The sequence below is a fragment of the Paraburkholderia guartelaensis genome, assembly GCF_004353905.1.
Taxonomy (GTDB): domain Bacteria; phylum Pseudomonadota; class Gammaproteobacteria; order Burkholderiales; family Burkholderiaceae; genus Paraburkholderia; species Paraburkholderia guartelaensis.
Genome location: NZ_SMOD01000029.1, coordinates 88,254 through 108,467 on the forward strand (window position 1 = coordinate 88,254; position 20,214 = coordinate 108,467).

Sequence of the window (20,214 nt, forward strand, 5' to 3'; positions counted from 1 at the left end):
ACATCCGGCGCGATTTAACGGTGCGAAAAATTTCAAAAGGGTTTAGGATGAATTTGAGCGATGTCGTTTCCGAATAGCGCGCCGCGCACGACATCGGTCGCAGATCTCGGCGAGGAGGTAGCATGGATATCTACAGCAGCTTCGCGACCCGCTTCGAAAAAACGCGAGAGGAGGAGTTCTCGCTCGAGGAGTATCTCGCGCTCTGCAAGGAAGATCCCAATGCGTACGCCACGGCTGGCGAACGCATGCTGACGGCAATCGGCGAACCCGAACAGATCGACACCCGCAACGATCCGCGTCTGTCGCGCATCTTTGCGAACAAGGTCATCAAGGTGTATCCCGCATTCCGCGAGTTCTATGGCATGGAAGACGTGATCGAGCAGGTCGTCGCGTACTTCCGCCATGCGGCGCAAGGACTCGAAGAGAAGAAGCAGATTCTCTATCTGCTCGGTCCGGTGGGCGGCGGCAAGTCCTCCATTGCCGAGCGTCTGAAGCAGCTCATGGAGCGCGTGCCGTTCTACTCGATCAAGGGCTCGCCCGTGAACGAGTCTCCGCTCGGGCTGTTCGACTACGACGAAGATGGCCCGATACTCGAAGAGCAATACGGCATACCGCGCCGTTACCTGCGCAGCATCCTGAGCCCGTGGGCCGTGAAGCGCCTGCACGAATACAACGGCGACATCCGCAAGTTCCGCGTGGTGCGCCGCTTCCCGTCCATCCTGCGCCAGATCGGCATCGCGAAGACCGAGCCTGGCGACGAAAACAATCAGGACATCTCGTCGCTCGTCGGCAAGGTGGACATCCGCAAGCTCGAGCAATACGCCCAGGACGACGCAGACGCGTACAGCTACTCGGGTGGCCTGTGTCTCGCGAATCAGGGCCTGCTCGAATTCGTCGAAATGTTCAAGGCGCCGATCAAGGTGCTGCACCCGCTGCTCACGGCCACCCAGGAAGGTAACTTCAAGGGCACCGAAGGATTCGGGGCGATTCCGTTCAACGGCATCATCCTCGCGCACTCGAACGAGTCGGAGTGGAAGGCGTTCCGCAACAACCGCAACAACGAGGCACTGCTCGATCGTATCTTCGTGGTGAAGGTGCCGTACTGCCTGCGCTACTCGGAAGAGATGAAGATCTACGAGAAGCTGTTGCGCAATTCGTCGCTGGCCGAGGCCGTGTGCGCGCCGGGCACGCTCAAGATGATGGCGCAGATGTCGGTGCTCACGCGCCTGCAGGAGCCGGAGAACTCGAGTCTCTTCTCGAAGATGCAGGTGTACGACGGCGAAAACCTCAAGGACACCGATCCAAAAGCGAAGTCGTACCAGGAGTACCGCGACTTCGCGGGCGTGGACGAAGGCATGAACGGGGTCTCGACGCGCTTCGCGTTCAAGATTCTCTCGCGCGTGTTCAACTTCGATTCGACTGAAGTGGCTGCGAATCCGGTGCACCTCATGTATGTGCTCGAACAGCAGATCGAGCGCGAACAGTTCCCGCCGGAAACCGAGCAGAAGTATCTGTCGTTCGTGAAGGACGTGCTGGCCTCGCGTTACGCGGAGTTCATCGGCAAGGAGATCCAGACCGCCTACCTCGAGTCGTATTCCGAATACGGGCAGAACATCTTCGACCGCTATGTCACGTACGCCGACTTCTGGATTCAGGATCAGGAGTTCCGCGATCACGATACGGGCGAAAGCTTCGATCGCGCGGCGTTGAATGCCGAGCTCGAGAAGATCGAGAAGCCCGCGGGTATCAGCAACCCGAAGGACTTCCGCAACGAGATCGTGAACTTCGTGCTGCGCGCGCGTGCGGCCAACGCCGGCAAGAACCCCGCGTGGATCAGCTACGAGAAGCTGCGCGTGGTGATCGAAAAGAAAATGTTTTCGAACACGGAAGAACTTTTGCCGGTCATCTCGTTCAATGCGAAAGGATCGGCGGAAGAGCAGCGCAAGCACGAAGACTTCGTCAACCGCATGGTGGCGAAGGGCTATACGCCGAAGCAGGTCCGGTTGCTCTGCGACTGGTATCTGCGGGTGCGCAAGTCGTCGTGAACGAAGAGGCTTTACCGTCCGAGTGCGCTGCCGCAGTTTTGCGGCGGCGCAAAAGGACCCCCGGCGGGGCGCAGGCGGCGTGGCCATGAGCGGGTGAACGCGGCACGCACGATGGCAGACGCGGCAATGAACACTGCGCACCTCGCCCATTCGCAACTGGAGCGGGAGACTGGATGTGCTTCATCAAATCATCGACCGCAGGCTAGCCGGAAAGAACAAGAGCATTGCTAACCGCGAGCGCTTTTTGCGCCGCGTGAAGAACTATATTCGTCACGCCGTTTCGGAAGCGGTGCGTGACCGCAGCATCAAGGACATACAGAGCAACCAGAGCATCACCATTCCGCGCAAGGACATTGCGGAGCCGTCGTTCCGGCACGGCCCCGGCGGCAAGCGCGAAATGGTTCACCCAGGCAACGAGGACTACATTCGCGGCGACCGCATTCCGCGCCCACAGGGCGGCGGTGGCGGTGGCGGCAGCCAGGCGAGCAACGAGGGCGAAGGTCAGGACGACTTCGTGTTCGAACTCTCCCGCGAAGAATTCATGCAGTACTTCTTCGACGACCTCGAACTGCCGCGCCTCGTCAAAACCCATCTCATGGCCGTGCCGACGTGGAAGAGCATCCGCGCGGGCTGGGCTGCCGAGGGCACGCCGAACAACATCGACGTCGTGAGATCGCTGCGCAGCGCGCTCGGCCGCCGTATCGCGCTCGGTGCGCCGCTCGTCAACGAACTGCACGAACTCGAAGAGCAACTCGAAGCGCTCAAGGCCGACCCGGCCGACCGGCGCGAAGAGATCGCGGTGCTCGAAGAGCAGATCCATCACCTGCGTGGGCGCATCTGGCGCATTCCGTTCATCGACCCGTTCGATCTGCGTTACGTGAATCGCGTGAAGCAGCCGCAACCGTCGAGCCAGGCCGTGATGTTCTGCCTCATGGACGTGTCGGGCTCGATGGACGAGCAGCGCAAGGACTTGTCCAAGCGCTTCTTCATCCTCCTGTACCTGTTCCTCAAGCGCAATTACGAAAAGATCGAGGTGGTCTTCATTCGCCACCACACGCGCGCCGAGGAAGTGGACGAGGACACCTTCTTTCATTCCACCGAAAGCGGCGGCACGGTCGTGTCGAGCGCGCTGGAGCTGATGAAAAAAGTGATCGAGGACCGTTATTCGCCAAGCGACTGGAACATCTACGGCGCACAGGCTTCGGACGGCGACAATTGGACTGACGATTCGCCCAAATGCCGCAAGATTCTCGCGGATGACATACTGCCGCAGGTGCGCTATTTTGCGTATATTCAGGTGACGCCGGAGGAGCAGAACCTCTGGCTTGAATACGCGCAGCTCGCACTCACCGAACCGCATCTGGCGATGAAAAAAGTCGACACCGCGGCGGACATCTACCCGGTGTTCCGGGAGCTTTTCGAAAAGCAGGTGGAGCACTCATGACGACACGCCACCTGCACAATGAGGCGCGCGGCTATCAGCCGGAGCGTCGGAAGACGAGCGGCCACGAAAAAGGGCATCATGGCGAACACGGTGACGAGCGCAAGCCCGGCCACCGCGAAGACGCCGAAGCGCCCGGACATGCCGCCGGGGCTGCTCGCCACAAGGAGCATGGGCTCGCCCAGCAAAGGGAAGTGCAAATGAACGTAGCCGACAAACGGCCGTTGCCGTGCCCCTCCGACTGGACCTTCGAACTCATCGAGGAGTACGACACACATATCTCGCATGTTGCAGAGCAATACGAACTGGATGTTTATCCGATCCAGCTCGAACTGATCAGCGCCGAGCAGATGATGGACGCCTACGCGTCCGTTGGCATGCCGGTGAACTATCGCCACTGGTCATTCGGCAAGCACTTTCTCTCCACCGAAAAGAGCTATCGCCGCGGCCAGATGGGTCTCGCCTACGAGATCGTCATCAACTCCAACCCCTGCATTGCGTATCTCATGGAAGAGAACACCATGACGATGCAGGCGCTCGTGATCGCGCACGCCGCGTACGGGCACAACTCGTTCTTCAAGGGCAACTATCTGTTCCGTCTCTGGACGGACGCGCACGCCATCATCGATTACCTCGTCTATGCGAAGAATTACATCGCCGAATGCGAGGAACGCTATGGTCTCGACCGCGTGGAAGAGTTGCTCGACTCGTGCCACGCGCTCATGAATTACGGCGTGGACCGCTACAAACGTCCGCAAAAGCTGTCGCTCGAACGCGAGGCCGCATTGCGCCGGGAACGCGAGGCTTATCTGCAGTCCCAGGTCAATGAGTTGTGGCGCACGCTGCCCAAGCAGCAAATGCCCGTTGCCGAGGAAATCGACGAGCGCTTTCCGCCGGAGCCACAGGAAAACCTGCTGTATTTCGCCGAAAAGAACTCGCCGCTGCTCGAGCCGTGGGAGCGTGAAGTCATACGCATCGTGCGCAAGATCGGGCAATACTTCTACCCGCAGCGGCAGACCCAGGTGATGAACGAAGGCTGGGCCACGTTCTGGCATTACACGTTGCTCAACACGCTTTATACGCAGGGCAAGCTGGAAGACGGCTTCATGATGGAGTTCCTGCATTCGCACAGCAACGTGATCTATCAGCCGCCGGTGACGAAGCCGTATTACAGCGGCATCAATCCGTATGCGCTCGGGTTTTCGATGATGAGCGACATTCGCCGCATCTGCGAGAACCCCACCGAGGAGGACCGCAAGTGGTTCCCCGAGCTGGCCGGCAGTCCATGGCTCAAGTCGCTGCACTATGCCATGCGCAATTTCAAGGATGAGAGCTTCGTGGCGCAATACTTGTCGCCGCATCTGATCCGCGAAATGCGGCTCTTCTCGGTGCTCGACGACGACATGCGCGACGCGCTTGAAGTCTCGGCCATCCACGACGAAAGCGGCTACCAGTACGTACGCCAGGCGCTCTCGCGTCAGTACGACATGCATCACCGCGAGCCGAATATCCAGGTGTGGTCGGTGAACACGCGCGGCGATCGCAGCCTCACGCTGCGTCACTTCATGAGCGACAATCGCCATCTTTCGGGCGACACTGACGAAGTGCTGCGCCATATGGCGCGCCTCTGGCAGTTCGACGTGTTCCTCGAAAGCGTGGACGAGAACGGCACGGTCCGAAAACGCTACGAATGCCGTTATATGCCGCCGCCGATTCGGGTATAGCCATCTCATTGCGTGACGCGATTGAGCGTGCAAGTCATGAGGCCAGCCTGCGGGCTGGCCTCTTTCATTGATGCGCGTGCAACGACGTTGCAATCGAACACGTACCGCAACGCCCACGCGCGCTAACATACTGCGCCAGTGAACTAACAAGCTAAAAGACACCGCACGTAGAGGCGGATTTCGAAAGGATGGCGTAATGGCGTTTGAACTGTTTCGCGGCGTGCGGCCGCTTTCTCGCACGTCTGCTTTGCGCGATGCGCTCGCCGGCGTGCAGCTTGCGTCGATGAACGTGCCGCAACTGCTTGGCTATGCGCGCATCGCGGGCATGCCTGCCGTAACCGGTCTGTACACGGGCTTTCTGCCTCTCGTTGCGTTCGCGCTCTTTGGCGCGTCGCGCCATCTCGTGGTTGCTGCCGATTCCGCCACGGCCACCATTTTCGCGAGCCGTCTCACGACCATGGCGGCGCCTTCGAGCGCAGAGTACCTCGCGCTCGCGGGCATGACCGCTTTGCTCACGGCCGTGATGTTGTTGATCGCACGCGTGTTTCGTCTCGGCTTTCTCGCGGACTTTCTCTCGCGCACCGTTCTCGCAGGTTTTCTCACGGGCGTGGGCGTGCAGGTGGGCGTGGCGATGCTCGGCGACATGCTTGGCATTACTGTCAATTCCCGCCGCACAGTCCTTCAAATCAAGCAGATCGTCACGCAACTGGGCGCGATACACTGGCCGACGCTTGGCATCGCCGTGGCCGTCGTGGCCGCCATCCTGGTCTTCAAGGCCTTGCGGCCGCGCTGGCCGGTGCCGCTCGTCGCCGTGGTGGGGAGCATCGCGGCGAGCGCCATGCTGAACTTCGAGGGCCATGGCATTTCGGTAATCGGCCCGGTGCAGGGCGGCTTGCCGCGCATGAGTTTTCCCGCAGTGGGCTGGTTCCAGATGATCGATCTGCTGCAGGTGGCGGCGTCGTGCTTCGTCATCATCGTCGCGCAGAGTGCTGCAACGAGCCGCGCGTTTGCCGAGCGCTATGGCGAGCGCACCGACGAGGACACCAATCTCCTCGGCCTCGCGGCGGCCAACGCGGCGGCTTCGATGAGCGGCGCGTTCGTCGTGAACGGCAGCCTCACGCAGACCGCCATGGCCGATCAGGCCGGCGCGCGCAGCCAGTTCGCGCAGCTCGTGTTTGCAGGGGTCGTGCTCGTGGTGCTGTTGTTCTTCAGCCGCCTGCTGCAATACCTGCCGCATTGCGTGCTCGCCGCAATCGTCTTCACGATTGCCGTGGGACTCGTGAATATTCGCCAACTGGTCGACATTCGCCGCGAAAGTCCCGGCGAATTCTGGCTCGCGATAACGACGGCGATCGCTGTCGTCGTGGTCGGCGTCGAGAACGGTATCCTCATCGCGATCGGCCTGTCATTGCTGCGCCACGTGCGGCATAGCTACCGGCCGCACACCATGGTGCTCGTGCCGAACGCGGAGGGGCACTGGCTGCCCGAACCCGCGGAGGCGGGCCAGCTCACGGCGCCGGGGTTGATCGTCTATCGCTTCGGTGCGGACCTGTTCTATGCGAACGACCATTTGTTCGTCGACGAGTTGCGCGAGCTGGTCAATCGGGCGCCATCGCCCGTGCACTGCGTGGTCGTGGATGCGGGGGCGATTACCGACCTCGATTATTCCGCGGGGCGGGCCGTGATCGACCTTTGCTCGGAGCTCGCGGAGCGCGGCGTGAAGGTGATTTTCGGTCGCGTGAACCGCTATCTGCTTTCAGACATGGACCGGCATGGCATCACGCCCGTGGTGGGCCGTGCGAACATCTTCCCGACCCTGCACGAAGCACTCGCGGCGGTGCGTCCCGATCTGGAGTCGCGCGCGGATGCGTGACGTCCGTGTAGCCATGCTACAAGCCGAAAGGCCATGTAGTGCGGAAAACGTGTGAAGCAGCTACATAAAAACGTCCAGAGAAACCCCGATTGTCCGCCGGAATTGGCCGCTGCTATTGTGCGGCTCAAGCGCTGTGGAAGCGCTTCCACTCGAACCCGATCCGGCTGCCCAAAACGCATGCGCCGGTGATTCCCGCGCAGGAGGTTGTGTGACTCAGGACACCGCATTGCCGCATTCCGCCGCCGCAGTTGCCGACGATCCGTTCACGCCGCCCGCCAGCTCCGCACTGTGGCGCAGCGACTTCCTCCTGGGCGCGGCCACAGCCTCGTATCAGATCGAAGGCGCGATCCACGAGGACGGCCGCCTGCCGTCGATCTGGGACACCTTCAGCGCGACGCCAGGCAAGGTGCTCGCGGGCGACACGGGCGCTGTTGCCTGCGACCACTATCACCGTTGGGAGGCCGATCTCGATCTGCTCGAAAGCCTGAACTTCGAGGCTTATCGCTTTTCGATCGCGTGGCCGCGCGTGATGGACGAGGCGGGGCGGCCCAATGCCAAAGGCATCGCGTTCTACAAGCGCTTGCTGGAGCGCCTGAGGGAGAAGGGCGTGCGTACCTTCGCCACGCTCTATCACTGGGACCTGCCGCAGCATCTGGAAGATCGCGGCGGCTGGCTCAACCGCGATACCGCATACAGCTTCGCCGACTATGCGGACCTCATGAGCCGCGAACTGTCCGGCCTCGTCGACGCATGGATGACGCTCAACGAGCCGTGGTGCTCGGCGTACCTCGGCTACGGCAGCGGCCATCATGCGCCGGGCCTCGCTAACGGCCGCTACGCCACCCAGGCCATGCATCATCTGCTGCTCGGCCACGGCCTGGCCACTGGTGTTCTGCGCGCGAACGATCCCGGCTCGACCAAGGGCATCGTGGCGAACGTGGGGCGCGGCACGCCCGATTCCTCATCGCCGGAAGACGTGCGCGCCGCGCGCCGCTTCGAAGTGCAGCACAACGCGTGGATTCTCGATCCGCTGCTCAAGGGCGCGTATCCCGAAGAACTCTTCGAGCTGTGGCCAGGCACCGAGCCGCTCGTGCTCGAAGGCGACATGAAGACCATCTCGGCACCGCTCGATTTCCTCGGCATCAACTATTACTTTCGCACCAACGTGAAGAGCGACGGTGCGCACGGCTTCGTCGAAGTGCCGTTGAAGGACGTCGAGCGCACGCAGATGGGATGGGAGGTTCACCCCGACGGTCTGCGCGACCTGCTGATTGGCTTCGCGCGCAACTATGAGAACCTGCCGCCCATCTATATCACCGAGAACGGCATGGCCTCGGACGACCGCGTGAGCAACGGCGAGGTGAACGACACGCAGCGCATCTCGTTCCTCAAGCGCCATCTTGCCGCGGTGGACGCCGCCATCAAGGCCGGCGTGGACGTGCGCGGTTATTTCGTCTGGTCGCTGCTCGACAACTTCGAATGGGCGTTCGGCTATGAGCGGCGCTTTGGCGTCGTGCATGTCGACTACGACACGCAGGTCCGCACGCCCAAGCGCAGCGCGGAACTCATTGCGCATTTCATCGCGCAGCGGCGTGCGCTCGACGGCGCTTGACACTGCAAGTTCGCTTGACAGGGTTACCGAGCAAGGGCAACAACTAGCGTGACAACCACGGCACGACGTGCGACGCTCGGGCATGCCGCTTGATGCGCCGTGGACGGGAAACTTCCAAACCAAAAGCTTTTGCAGACCAACCCGGAGCAACCGGAGCCCTGCATGGGCCCGACGTCGGTGCTGATGCACTGACGCCAGGCGACAGCTGAAGCGCCAGCTCCGGATCGACAGGAGACGCAATGAAGCATAACGCACCCGTTCTGCGCGGCATCGTCGCCGCTCTCGCGCTGGCCGGCGCGCTCGCGGCCCACGCCGCGGAGCCGCTCAAGGCCAACGTGATTCACTGGTGGACGTCGGGCGGCGAGTCGGCCGCAATCAAGCAGTTCGCGCTTGCCTACGATCAGGCGGGTGGGAAGTGGGTGGACAACGCGATCGCCGGTGCGGACCAGGCGCGCGCAACGGCAATCAATCGCATCGTGGGCGGCGATCCGCCCACCGCTGCGCAGTTCAATACGTCCAAGCAGTTTCACGATCTCATCGACCAGGGACTCCTGAACAATGTCGATGCGGTCGCAGCGAAGGAGAACTGGAGCGGCACCTTCCCTGAATCGATTCTCACGGCGATCAAGGTCAAAGGGCACTACTACGCGGCGCCGGTGAACATCCACATGCAGGACTGGTTCTTCTATTCGAAGCCCGCCTTCGCCAAGGCCGGGATCAAGAGCGAGCCGCAGAATTTCGACGAACTCTTCGCCGATCTCGACAAGCTCAAGGCGGCTGGCCTGATTCCGCTCGCGCTGGGTGGCCAGGCATGGCAGGAGAAGATCACGTTCGACGCCATCTTCGCCGACATGGACCGCGATCTCTACATGAAGGTCTACCGCGACCGCGACGCGAACGCCGTGAATTCGCCCGCATTTCGCAACGTGCTCACGACCTTCAAGCGGTTGCATAATTACGTGGATCCGGGCTCGCCTGGCCGAAACTGGAACGACGCCACGGCGCTCGTGATTTCCGGCAAGGCGGGCATGCAGATCATGGGCGACTGGGCCAAGGGCGAGTTTTCGGCCGCGAACCAGGTGGCGGGCAAGGACTTCGGATGCTTCCCCGGTTTCCCGAAGTCGCCGTACATGATCGCCGGCGACGTGTTCGTGTTCCCGAAGACCGACAATGCCGAGCAGGTCAAGGCGCAGCAGCTGCTCGCCACGGTGATGACGTCGCCTGCCGCGCAGGTCGCGTTCAACCAGAAGAAGGGCTCGATTCCGATTCGCCCGGACGTGGACACCTCGGGCTTCGACATCTGCGCGAAGGAGGGCATGGCGATCATGAAGGATAAGTCGAGGCAACTGCCGAATCCGGAAATGCTGATTCCGCCTGATGTCCAGGGCGCGCTCCAGGACGTCATCACGAACTTCTGGAACAAGAACCAGTCGGCCGAAGACGCGCAGAAGGCCTTCGCCACGGCAATCCAGAGCTGAGCTCAGCCATGTACGCCGCCAAGCTGCACCCGGCCAAACGCCAGGCGGGGCAAGCGCACAGCGCGCGCCCCGCACGGCGGCGGCTCTCGCTCGCCGCCTGGATCGCGCTCGCGCCGATGGTGGCGACGGTCCTGTTCGCGTATCTGGGCACCATGTTGTGGACGGCGCGCGTCTCGCTCAGCTTTTCGCGCTCGCTGCCCACCAACACCTTCGCCGGCGTGACACAGTACGTGCGGCTCTTCCAGAACGACCGCTGGATCCTGTCGCTGCAGAATCTCGTGATTTACGGCGCTTGCTTCATCGCCGCATGCCTCGTGATCGGACTGCTGCTCGCGATCTTCATCGACCAGCGTGTCGTCGCGGAAGGCGCGCTGCGCACCGTGTTTCTCTATCCCTATGCGATGTCGTTCGTTGCAACGGGCCTCGTCTGGCAGTGGATCCTCAACCCCGAACTCGGTGTGCAGGCCGTGCTGCGGCACATGGGATTCGAGCAAGCGCGTTTCGACTGGATCGTCACGCAGCGCTTTGCCATTTACACGCTCGTGATCGCCACGGTGTGGCAGGCCTCGGGCCTCGTGATGGCGCTCATGCTCGCGGGCCTGCGCGGCATCGACGACGAAATATGGAAGGCCGCGCGCCTCGACGGCATTCCGCGCTGGCGCGTGTACGCGAGCATCGTCGTGCCGATGCTCAAGACCTCGCTTTCCACGGCATTCGTGCTGCTCTTCGTGATGGTCGTGAAGCTCTACGACGCCGTGGTCGCGATGACCCAGGGCGGCCCCGGCACCGCGAGCGAGGTGCCCGCGAAATTCATCATGGATTACCTGTTCAATCGCGCGAACATCGGGCTCGCTTCGGCCGCGTCGATCGTGCTGCTCGCGACCGTCCTCGCGATACTCGCGCCATTCTTCTACGCGCGCAGCCGCGCGGCGCTCAAAGGAGACCGGGCATGAGCACGCCTTTGGCCGATTCGCTGCGTCCCGCGCCTGCTCGAGCACGTGCGGCGACAAAGCGGCGCAAGCCGCGCAGCCGCTTCACGCCCGCGCGGCTCGGCGTGTATGCGTTTCTCTTCACGGCGGCGCTGTTTTTCCTGCTGCCACTCTATGTGATGCTGGTGACTTCGGTGAAGCCGATGACCGAGATCCGTCTAGGTCATCTGCTCGCGCTGCCGGTGCATTTCACGCTTGCGCCGTGGCGCGACGCGTGGGCCTCCGCGTGCACGGGCCTCGACTGCGACGGCATTCGGGTGGGTTTCTGGAATTCGGTGCGCATCGTCGTGCCGAGCACGATCTTCTCTATCGCCGTGGGCGCCGTGAATGGCTACGCGCTGTCGTTCTGGCGGCCGCGCGGCGCGGGCGTGCTGTTCGGCATTCTGCTCGCGGGCGCCTTCATTCCCGTGCAGGTGATGGTGTACCCGCTCGTGCGCGTGCTGGCCTTCGTGCATCTGTTCAGCTCGCTGCCGGGCATCGTCGTGATTCACACCATCTTCGGCATGCCGGTCATGACGCTCTTGTTCCGCAACTACTACGCGTCCTTGCCGCAGGAGTTGTTCAAGGCCGCGCGCATCGACGGTGGCGGTTTCTGGCGCATCTTCGTGCAGTTGATGCTCCCCATGTCGGTGCCGATCATTGTCGTGGCGATCATCATGCAGGTCACCGGCATCTGGAACGACTACATTCTCGGCCTCGTATTCGCGGGCACGAAAAACCTGCCGATGACGGTGCAACTGAACAACATCATCAACACGACGACCGGCGAGCGTATCTACAACGTCAACATGGCCGCGACGATCCTCACGTCGGCCGTGCCGCTCGCGATCTACTTCATTTCGGGGCGCTGGTTCGTGCGCGGCATCGCCTCGGGCGCGGTGAAAGGCTAGGAGCAGGACATGGGCAATCTCACGAATGTTTCCGTACGCAATCTGCGCATCGACCTCGGCGCGAACACGGTGATCGACGAACTCGATCTCGATGTGCGCGCAGGCGAGTTCGTTGTGCTGCTCGGGCCTTCGGGCTGCGGCAAATCCACCTTGCTGCACAGCATCGCCGGCCTCGTCGACGTGACTGACGGCAGCATCGAGATCGGCGGCGAGGATATGACCTGGGCCGATCCGAAGGATCGGGGCGTGGCGCTCGTGTTCCAGTCGTACGCGCTCTATCCCACCATGAACGTGGAGCGCAATCTCTCGTTCGCACTGCGTATCAATGGCACGCCGAAGGCGGAGATCGACCGGCGCGTGAAGCGCGCCGCCGACATGCTGCAACTCGGGCCGCTGCTTTCGCGCAAACCCGCACAGCTCTCGGGCGGCCAGCGCCAGCGCGTCGCGATTGGGCGCGCAATCGTGCGCGAGGCAGACGTGTTCCTGTTCGATGAGCCGCTCTCGAACCTCGACGCCAAGTTGCGCACCGAATTGCGCCGCGAACTGAAGCAATTGCACCAGCAACTCGGCGCGACGATGATCTACGTGACGCACGACCAGGTCGAGGCGATGACGCTCGCCACGCGCATGGCGGTGATGAAGGGCGGGGCGATCCAGCAGTTCGGCACGCCGGCCGAAGTCTACGCGCGCCCCGAGAACCTGTTCGTCGCGACCTTCCTCGGCGCGCCGCCGATGAACCTGCTGCGTGGCAGGCTCGAAGCCGACGAAGGCCGGCTGCGCTTTCGTGGGACAGGCCTCGACGTGGATGTTTCCGCTTACGCGTTCAAGGGCACGCCGGATCCGACGCGTGCGTGCGTGCTCGGCGTGCGGCCGGAAGACGTGCGTGCAGGCGGTGCGGTGCGCCCGCACGAAACGGCTTGGGAAGGCCGCTTGACGCTCGTGGAGCCCATGGGCAATCATCGTGTCCTGTGGATCGAGCATCAGGGGGGGCAGATCGCGTCGATCGATCAGGACAAGACGCCGCTTGCGACTGAGGCGGCGGTGCCGTTCTCCATCGACGGTGCGCACGTTTCGCTGTTCGACGAAGAAACCGGCGCGCGCATTTGATGCATACAACCGATAAAGAAAGAGAGACCAGGAACGTGGCGACCCTGAAAGACGTGGCGGCGCTGGCCGGCGTGGGCCTTTCGACGGCTTCGCGGGCGATATCGGGCAACGGCCCGGTGTCGGCGGAGGCGGCCGCGCGCGTGCAGGCTGCGATCGAGCAGCTCAATTTCCGGCCTTCGTCCATCGGCCGGGCGATGGCCACGAAGTCGCTCGGCATCATCGGTATCTTCGTACCGACGTTTTTCGGCTCGTACTACGGCACCATCCTGAAGGAAACCGACACGCAGCTGCGCGCCGTGCGGCGCCACGTGGTGGTGGCCACCGGTTGCGGCGAGGCTTCGCCGCGCGAACAGGCCATCGAGGCCGTGCGCTTCCTGATCGGCCGCGATTGCGACGGCGTGGTCGTCATCAGCCACGATCTGTACGACGACGACCTGCAGATGCTGCACGCCATGCACCCGCGCATGGCCTTCCTGAACCGATCATTCGATCAGTTACCCGAAGCATCGTTTTGCGCCGATCACTTTCATGGCGGCGAGATGGCTGCGCGCACGCTCATCGAGCACGGGCACCGCGAGCTTGCGGTGATCGGCGGGCCGTCGACGTCATCGGACAATGCGGCGCGTCTGCATGGTTTTTTCGCCGAGCTGGCGCGTCACGGCATCGAGCGCAGAACCGTGCCGCATATCGTCTCGGACTTCTCGCCCGAAGGCGGCTATGTTGCGGCGGGGGCGCTTCTCGAACGCAAGCACCGCTTCACTGGGCTCTTCTGCGCGAACGACACGATGGCCATGAGTGCGCTCGCGCGCCTGCAGCAGGCAGGGTTGCGCGTGCCCCACGACGTTTCCGTCATCGGCTACGACGACGATTATTCAGCAGCCTACATGGCGCCGGCGCTGACCTCGGTGCACATTCCCACCGCGGAACTCACGCGCAATGCGGTGCGCTGGCTCATCAACCAGTGCTACGGCACACAGTGGCCGATCGAGCGCACGTTCCCGGTGAGCGTGACGATGCGTGAATCGGTGGCGCGGGCAAAGTAACGCGCACGTCGCGTGCATCGAATAGCAGTGGTGGAAGCGAAGGTGAGGGTGGGGAAGCTGCACCCGGGAGGCGGCAAGTCGCGTAAAATCGAACGCACTCCCAATCCCCACGTTTTCCATTCATGCCCGCGCAAGACCCGGCTGGTACGGTCAAGAAAGAAGAAGGCGTCGCCGTCATCGACCGCGCGTGTGCCATCCTGTTCGCGTTTCGCCCCGGAGACAGCGCGCTCACGCTCGCCGAACTCGCGGCGCGCACGGGCCTCTATAAAAGCACGTTGCTGCGGCTGGCCGGCGCGCTAATTCAGCATCGCCTGCTGCTGCGCCTCGACGACGGACGCTACCAGCTCGGCCCCGCCACGTTCGCGCTGGGCGCGCTCTATCAACGCAGCCTCAACATGGGCGATATTCTGCTGCCGCTCATGCGAGAACTGGCCGCCGCGAGCGGGGAAAGCGTTTCGTTCTACGTGCGCGACAACGCGGTGCGCGTGTGCCTGCATCGCGTCGATTCACATCATGTGGTGCGCCACCATGTGCGCGAGGGCGACGTGCTGCCGCTCGAAAGCGGATCCGGCGGCCACGCGCTGCTGGCATTCGGCGGCGAACCGGGCGAGCCGTTCGAGAGCATTCGTCACGACTTCTACTGCATCTCGATCGGTGAGCGCGACCGCGAGACCGCAGGCGTATCGATGCCCGTGTTCGGCGTTCACGACGCCTTGCGTGGCGTGCTCACGCTCGCCGGGCCGAGTTCGCGCATCGACGGGGCGTTCGTCGAGCGTTATCTCGACGCGCTGTTCGAGTGCGCGATACGCGCTACCGACGCGCTCGGCGGCGACTCGCGCGCGCTGCGCGCCGCCCAACGTGCGCACGCCGCGCACGCACGTCAGGACGCCTGAAGCCGCGCGCGGCTAGCGCAAACGCGGCGGGCGCGAGGCGCCGCCTGCACGTGCGCGCTTTCACGGTGCATTGATCAGGACTGCTAGAGATGTCGCTCCGGCGCGCCGGTATAGGCATACGGAATCTGGCGCGGCATGGGTCCCTTGTTACGCTCGCCGCGCCCGCGCTGCTCCCATGCGTGCGCAAGGATACCCACAGCGCGCGAGAGACAGAACACGCCGCGCGCCAGTTCGGGCGCAAAGCCCAGTTCGGCGTAGATGACGGCCGTTACGCCGTCGATGTTCATCGGCACGGGCCGGTCCTTGCGCTTTTTCAGCAAGTCTTCGATGCCGCGCGCAATCGCGGCATAGCGGCCCTTGATCGTACCGGACGCCACACGTGCGTCGACGAGTGCGAGCAGCCGTCCTGCGCGCGGATCGACGGGATGAAAGCGATGGCCGAAGCCCGGCAGATACTTCCCGTGAGTGGCAATGAACTCGTCTACGCCGGCCTCGACTGCCGCGTCGAACGGGGTGCCTGCCACGATGCGCGCCGCGATGTCGGCATAGAGTTCCACCGCCTGCTGGCCGGCGCCGCCGTGCACGTCGTCGAGTGCATTGAGCGCCGAGGCCATTGCGCCGTTGATCGGCAACCCGCAACTCGTGGCCATGCGCGAGATTGCGATCGAAGGGGCATGCGGCCCGTGATCGACCGAGGCCACGAGCGCCGCTTCGAGCAGCGTGGCCTCTTCGTCGCCGGGCAGCTCGCCGCGCAGCATCAGCCAGATCATCTGCGGGAAGCTCACGTTGCCGATCAGCTCCTGGATCGGATAGCCGCGCACCTTGATGGAGCACGGATGGATGTCGATGATCGAGGTGCTCCAGTAGTCGGCGCAAAGGGCTGCGAGATCGGGCGTGGTGGTGTTCGTCGTCGGCATGTCAGATCACTCCGTCGTGGTGGAGGGCGTCGATTTGCTCGGCTTCGTAACCGAGTTGTGCGAGCGTTTCGCGCGTGTGCGCGCCGAGCGTCGGCGCGGGAGTGGCGGGTGCTGCATCGGCATCGGCGAGCCGCAGGCCCGCGCGCGTCACGCGTTGCGCGGCTTCGCCCTGTGCCGGTTCGAACTCGCGGATGAAGCGCCGTTCGGCCAGATGCGGATGCGCGAGGATTTCGGGCACCGAGAGCACGCGGCCCACGGGCACGCCGCGCTCGAGCAGGCGCGTTTCCCAGTTGGCCGCGCTGTCTGCTGCGAGCGCGGATTCGATCTCGGCCTTGAGCGCTTCGCGATGCTGCTTGCGCGAATGGCGCGCGGAGAAGCGCTCGTCGCGCGGCAGGTCGGGGCGGCCGATCACCTCGCACAGGCTTTCGAACTGGCGCGTTTCGTTTGCCGCGATATTGAGCAGGCCCGCGCCGGTGCGGAAGGTGCCCGAGGGCGCAGCCGTGAAATTTTCGTTGCCCATCGGCGCGGGCTCGACCCCGGCGTTCAGATAGTTCGACACGACCCAGCCCATGGTCGCGAGCGTCGCTTCGAGCATCGAAACGTCGAGCCGCCGCCCGCGGCCGCTCGTGCGCGCGTCGACGAGCGCCGCGCAAACGCCGAACGCAGCGGTGAGGCCGCCCACGGTATCGGAGACGGGATAACCCACACGCAACGGCGCGCTGTGCGCGTCGCCGGTCACGCTCATCACGCCGGACATGCCCTGAATGATCTGGTCGTAAGCCGGGCGGCGCGACAGCTCGCCTTCGTCGCCGAAACCGGAAATCGCACAGTAGACCAGCGCCGGGTTCACTTTGGATAACTGATCGTATCCGAGTTCAAGACGATCCATGACGCCGGGCCGGAAGTTCTCGACGAGCACGTCGGCGTTGCGCACCAGATCGCGCAGAATGGCTTTGCCGCGCGGGTCTTTCAGGTTCAGCGTGATCGAGCGCTTGCCCGCATTCACGGCCACGAACGACGCGCCCATATTGCGTGCCGCGGCGTCCTTGTCGGCCCCGAGGCGGCGCGCCAGGTCGCCGCCTTCAGGATGCTCGACTTTGGTGACTTCGGCGCCAAAAAGCGCGAGTTGATAGGCGCAGAACGGACCCGCGAGCACATTCGACAGATCCAGGACGCGCACGCCGGCTAACGGGAGCATGGTTACAGCCTCGTATTGAAAAATTAGCGGGAGATATCGTCGAGCGCGCGATTCTTCGTGCGCGGCCCGAAGATGCCGATGGCCGCCATCACCACGATCATCGCGCCGGTGATCAGCGCGAAAACGCCTGGCACACCGAAGTGGCGCAGCGCGAAAGCGATCATGAAGCCCGAGAACATCGCGGAGAGGCGCGACATCGAATAAACGAAGCCCACGGCGGTGGCGCGCATGCGAGTGGGGAACAGCTCGACCTGGTACGCGTGATAGCCGACCGAGAGCAGCGTGCCGCCAAGCGTGATCAGCACACCGAGGAACATGAGCATGCCGGCCGACGTTTGCATGGCGAACAGCGTGCCGCAGACGGCGATGGCGAGCGCGGAGAGCACGACGAGCGTCTTGCGCTCGATGCGGTCGGCGATCACCATGCCGAGCAGCGGGCCGAACGGATTCGATGCAGCGATCACGAACGAATAGAGCAGGCTGTGCGTGACCGTGACGCCCTTGGAAACGAGCAGCGTCGGCACCCACGAGGCGAAGCCATAAAAGCCAATGGCCTGAAACAGATTGAACACGAGCAGCGTGATCGTGCGGCGGCGGTAAGGCGGCTGCCAGATCTCGGCGAAGCGCGCCTTGGCGAGCGTTTGCGCGCTGGCCGATTCGACGACAGGCGCGGGCAGCAAACGCCCGTGCTGTGCTTCGATCTTCGCTTCGAGCCTCGCGAGAATACGCGCGGCTTCTTCGGTGCGGCCGCGCTGGGCGAGCCAGCGTGCGCTTTCGGGCACGCGGCGGCGGATCGCCCAGGCGATGAGCGCGCCAAATGCGCCGAACATCACGACCCAGCGCCAGCCGTCGAAGCCGAGCGGCGCGCGCGGCACGAACCACCACGCGAGCAACGCGACGGCCGGCACCGCCGTGTACTGCACCAGATGCACGAACGCGAACGCGCGGCCGCGCATGTGCTTGGGCACGAGTTCGCTCACATAGGTGTCGATGGTGACGAGTTCGACCCCCACGCCAATGCCCGCGATGAGGCGCCACAAGTTGATGCCGGGTGCGCTCGTCTGCAGCGCCATGATGCAGGTCGCAACCGAATACCAAAGCAGCGATGCGGTGAACAAGGTACGGCGACCATAGCGGTCGGCAAGACCCGTCAGGCAGAACGTGCCGATGAAGAGCCCCGCGAACGAGGCCGCCACGAATGCGCCGAGACCCGAAAATCCGAAGAACGAAGCCGTAGTGGTCGAGTAGAGGCCGCTTTTCACGAGGCCCGGCCCGACATAGGCCGTGAAGAACAGATCGTAGAACTCGAACCAGCCGCCCAACGAAAGCAGGAGCACGAGCGTCCAGATGGTGCGCGTGGCCGGCAGGCGGTCGATGCGCGCGTTGATCTCGGCCGCACTCGCGGGCGCGGCGGCATCGTCCCGGAGCGGCGCGCGCGTCGCTCCGATTGGCAAGCTGGACATTGGAATCTCCTGAACTCTTCGTTTGCGTGTCTGTTCGTTCTATCTAACAGAACATCGTTCTAAAAATATGGCTCGATGATACTGCGAGGCGTTGAGCCAACCGACCAGGGCTTTTACTGAGAGCACTGCGACACACCTGCAGGGAGAGGGCGGTGGTCACGTGTTAGATAGGGCCGCCTTCTGGTGGCTAGCCGGGCATGTCGTTTGCTTCCAGCCCTTCGTTTTGTGCGGATGCTCAGTCAGGAGACGTCGTGAAGAAGAACGCTTTTCCCGGAGTCGTTCCTGCCACGTTCGCCTTGTCGCTCGGCGCCGCTATCGCTTTGGGCGGCTGTGCCCATCCGGAGAGCGCGGGGTACACGCAGGCGCAATCGAATGTTCCATCGCCGCTCACCGATCTCGGCACCGTCGAGGGAACCGCCGCCACGAATGCCGCACAGCCCGCCGTCGATCAGCAGGCAATCGACGCGCTCAATGCCATGGGCGCTTATCTGCGCACGCTGCACCGTTTCGAGGTCAACGCGGAAACATCAACCGACGTCGTGCTCGATAGCGGCCAGAACGCCGCGCTGCTGCGCCATACAGTTCTCAAGGTCAAGCGCCCCGACCGGCTGCGCGCCGAAATCACGGGCAACGGCAACGTGCGCGGGCTGGTCTATGACGGCCGCGAGTTCATGACCTTCAACGAAAAGAAGGGCTTTTACACACGCAATGACGCACCACCGACGCTCGATGGCCTCGTGCGCGAACTCGCGAATACCTGGCGTATCGAAGCGCCGCTCGCGGAGCTTTTCTATTGGGGCAACGGCAAGGACGACAACGCGGCGATCACGGCGGCGCAGGTGCTCGGCGTTGAGAAAATCGATACGCGCTGGTGCACGCATTACGCTTTTCAGCAGCGCGGCGCTGACTGGGAAATCTGGATCGAGCAGGGTCGACGGCCGCTGCCGTGCCATCTGGTCGTCACCGACACGACTCAGCCTTCGAGGCCCCGACACGAAGTGACGTACCACTGGAATCTGGCGCCGTCGTTCGCCGCGTCGACGTTCGCGTTCCATCCGAAAGCCGGGGCGAAGCAAATCGAACTGGAGCCGGCTGCCGCGCGGCCTTCGTTCGAGGAAGCTCAATGACCGGGCGGCGCGAGCAACCGGTCCCGATGATCGCGGGGCGATCGGGACCGGGTTGCTGACGGGCGACAATCCTTGCCAGACAGAGCCGTCTGTGGATTTTTCTGATTTAACATAAGATAAATTATCGAACTTTTGATTTGTAGTGGCTAAGTAGAAATGTCCGCTTTTGGCCAAGTTCAAATGTCCGCTTTCGAGTTGCCCGTAGCCTGACCGGCCGCTGGAGGTCCAGCGCCGGAGCTGCGATGGCTGCAACAGAACGGATAACCATGACGATGTGCGAGCTGGACAGATTCAAGGTCATTGAGGACGTGGTGGACGGCAGGCTTACGCCAACGCGCGCCGCGGAACGTCTCGGGCTGACGACCCGGCAGATCCGGCGGCTGGTGGCGCGACTCCGCGAGCATGGGCCGCAAG

The 20,214-nt window shown here is 63.3% G+C and carries 16 protein-coding genes; 13 read left to right on the forward strand and 3 right to left on the reverse strand.

The window, feature by feature from the left end:
* The first annotated feature begins 122 nt into the window (after positions 1-122).
* From E1N52_RS30405 to E1N52_RS30455, 11 genes are all read left to right on the forward strand, one after another.
* Positions 123-2,045, forward strand: a complete 1,923-nt coding sequence (locus E1N52_RS30405; protein WP_069265701.1) for a PrkA family serine protein kinase — start codon at positions 123-125, stop codon at positions 2,043-2,045.
* A 175-nt stretch (positions 2,046-2,220) separates the two neighbouring features.
* The gene (locus E1N52_RS30410; protein WP_133186820.1) at positions 2,221-3,489 is read left to right on the forward strand and encodes a YeaH/YhbH family protein; all 1,269 of its coding nucleotides are present in this window, start codon (positions 2,221-2,223) and stop codon (positions 3,487-3,489) included.
* Positions 3,486-5,210, forward strand: a complete 1,725-nt coding sequence (locus tag E1N52_RS30415) for a SpoVR family protein (protein WP_133186822.1) — start codon at positions 3,486-3,488, stop codon at positions 5,208-5,210. The genes E1N52_RS30410 and E1N52_RS30415 overlap by 4 nt, the downstream gene beginning before the upstream one ends.
* A 196-nt stretch (positions 5,211-5,406) precedes the next feature.
* Positions 5,407-7,083, forward strand: coding sequence for a SulP family inorganic anion transporter (locus tag E1N52_RS30420; RefSeq protein ID WP_133186824.1), 1,677 nt, complete (start codon positions 5,407-5,409; stop codon positions 7,081-7,083).
* Between the two features lie 208 nt (positions 7,084-7,291).
* Complete coding sequence (locus tag E1N52_RS30425; protein WP_133186826.1) at positions 7,292-8,695, forward strand: GH1 family beta-glucosidase; 1,404 nt, start codon at positions 7,292-7,294, stop codon at positions 8,693-8,695.
* A gap of 239 nt (positions 8,696-8,934) precedes the next feature.
* Positions 8,935-10,173 carry an ABC transporter substrate-binding protein gene (locus tag E1N52_RS30430; protein WP_133186828.1) on the forward strand — a complete coding sequence of 413 codons (1,239 nt, stop codon included), beginning with the start codon at positions 8,935-8,937 and terminating at the stop codon, positions 10,171-10,173.
* Between the two features lie 8 nt (positions 10,174-10,181).
* Positions 10,182-11,126 (forward strand): carbohydrate ABC transporter permease, encoded by a 945-nt coding sequence (locus tag E1N52_RS30435; protein WP_133186830.1) that lies wholly within the window; start codon positions 10,182-10,184, stop codon positions 11,124-11,126.
* On the forward strand, positions 11,123-12,052 hold the full coding sequence (locus E1N52_RS30440) for a carbohydrate ABC transporter permease (RefSeq protein WP_133186832.1): 930 nt from the start codon (positions 11,123-11,125) through the stop codon (positions 12,050-12,052). The genes E1N52_RS30435 and E1N52_RS30440 overlap by 4 nt, the downstream gene beginning before the upstream one ends.
* 9 nt (positions 12,053-12,061) lie before the next feature.
* Complete coding sequence (locus E1N52_RS30445) at positions 12,062-13,159, forward strand: ABC transporter ATP-binding protein (RefSeq protein WP_133186834.1); 1,098 nt, start codon at positions 12,062-12,064, stop codon at positions 13,157-13,159.
* Positions 13,160-13,194: 35 nt separating this feature from the next.
* Positions 13,195-14,202: a LacI family DNA-binding transcriptional regulator gene (locus tag E1N52_RS30450; protein WP_205965685.1), complete on the forward strand. Its 1,008-nt coding sequence runs from the start codon at positions 13,195-13,197 to the stop codon at positions 14,200-14,202.
* A gap of 122 nt (positions 14,203-14,324) precedes the next feature.
* Positions 14,325-15,095, forward strand: a complete 771-nt coding sequence (locus tag E1N52_RS30455) for an IclR family transcriptional regulator (protein ID WP_133186838.1) — start codon at positions 14,325-14,327, stop codon at positions 15,093-15,095.
* Positions 15,096-15,178: 83 nt separating this feature from the next.
* Here E1N52_RS30455 and E1N52_RS30460 read toward each other — a convergent pair whose 3' ends face one another.
* The 3 genes from E1N52_RS30460 to E1N52_RS30470 are packed head-to-tail and all read right to left on the reverse strand — an operon-like array spanning position 15,179 to position 18,673.
* Positions 15,179-16,012, reverse strand: coding sequence for a citryl-CoA lyase (locus E1N52_RS30460; protein WP_133186840.1), 834 nt, complete (start codon positions 16,010-16,012; stop codon positions 15,179-15,181).
* A gap of 1 nt (position 16,013) precedes the next feature.
* Entirely contained in the window at positions 16,014-17,210 is a 1,197-nt protein-coding gene (locus E1N52_RS30465; RefSeq protein ID WP_133186842.1) for a CaiB/BaiF CoA transferase family protein, read from the reverse strand.
* Between the two features lie 23 nt (positions 17,211-17,233).
* Positions 17,234-18,673 (reverse strand): MFS transporter, encoded by a 1,440-nt coding sequence (locus E1N52_RS30470; protein WP_133186844.1) that lies wholly within the window; start codon positions 18,671-18,673, stop codon positions 17,234-17,236.
* Between the two features lie 251 nt (positions 18,674-18,924).
* Between E1N52_RS30470 and E1N52_RS30475 the strand changes: the two genes are divergently transcribed.
* Both E1N52_RS30475 and E1N52_RS30480 read left to right on the forward strand, forming a co-directional pair.
* The gene (locus tag E1N52_RS30475) at positions 18,925-19,800 is read left to right on the forward strand and encodes a DUF2092 domain-containing protein (protein ID WP_165979473.1); all 876 of its coding nucleotides are present in this window, start codon (positions 18,925-18,927) and stop codon (positions 19,798-19,800) included.
* 242 nt (positions 19,801-20,042) lie between these two features.
* Positions 20,043-20,214, forward strand: a 172-nt coding sequence (locus E1N52_RS30480; RefSeq protein ID WP_133186848.1) for a helix-turn-helix domain-containing protein, incomplete at its 3' end; no start/stop codon positions are given.

Coding starts and splice junctions, on each gene's coding strand:
- E1N52_RS30405 (WP_069265701.1), top strand. CDS start 123: ATGGATATCTACAGCAGCTTCGCGACCCGCTTCGAAAAAACGCGAGAG.
- E1N52_RS30415 (WP_133186822.1), top strand. CDS start 3,486: ATGACGACACGCCACCTGCACAATGAGGCGCGCGGCTATCAGCCGGAG.
- E1N52_RS30420 (WP_133186824.1), top strand. CDS start 5,407: ATGGCGTTTGAACTGTTTCGCGGCGTGCGGCCGCTTTCTCGCACGTCT.
- E1N52_RS30430 (WP_133186828.1), top strand. CDS start 8,935: ATGAAGCATAACGCACCCGTTCTGCGCGGCATCGTCGCCGCTCTCGCG.
- E1N52_RS30435 (WP_133186830.1), top strand. CDS start 10,182: ATGTACGCCGCCAAGCTGCACCCGGCCAAACGCCAGGCGGGGCAAGCG.
- E1N52_RS30440 (WP_133186832.1), top strand. CDS start 11,123: ATGAGCACGCCTTTGGCCGATTCGCTGCGTCCCGCGCCTGCTCGAGCA.
- E1N52_RS30445 (WP_133186834.1), top strand. CDS start 12,062: ATGGGCAATCTCACGAATGTTTCCGTACGCAATCTGCGCATCGACCTC.
- E1N52_RS30455 (WP_133186838.1), top strand. CDS start 14,325: ATGCCCGCGCAAGACCCGGCTGGTACGGTCAAGAAAGAAGAAGGCGTC.
- E1N52_RS30460 (WP_133186840.1), bottom strand. CDS start 16,012: ATGCCGACGACGAACACCACCACGCCCGATCTCGCAGCCCTTTGCGCC.
- E1N52_RS30465 (WP_133186842.1), bottom strand. CDS start 17,210: ATGCTCCCGTTAGCCGGCGTGCGCGTCCTGGATCTGTCGAATGTGCTC.
- E1N52_RS30470 (WP_133186844.1), bottom strand. CDS start 18,673: ATGTCCAGCTTGCCAATCGGAGCGACGCGCGCGCCGCTCCGGGACGAT.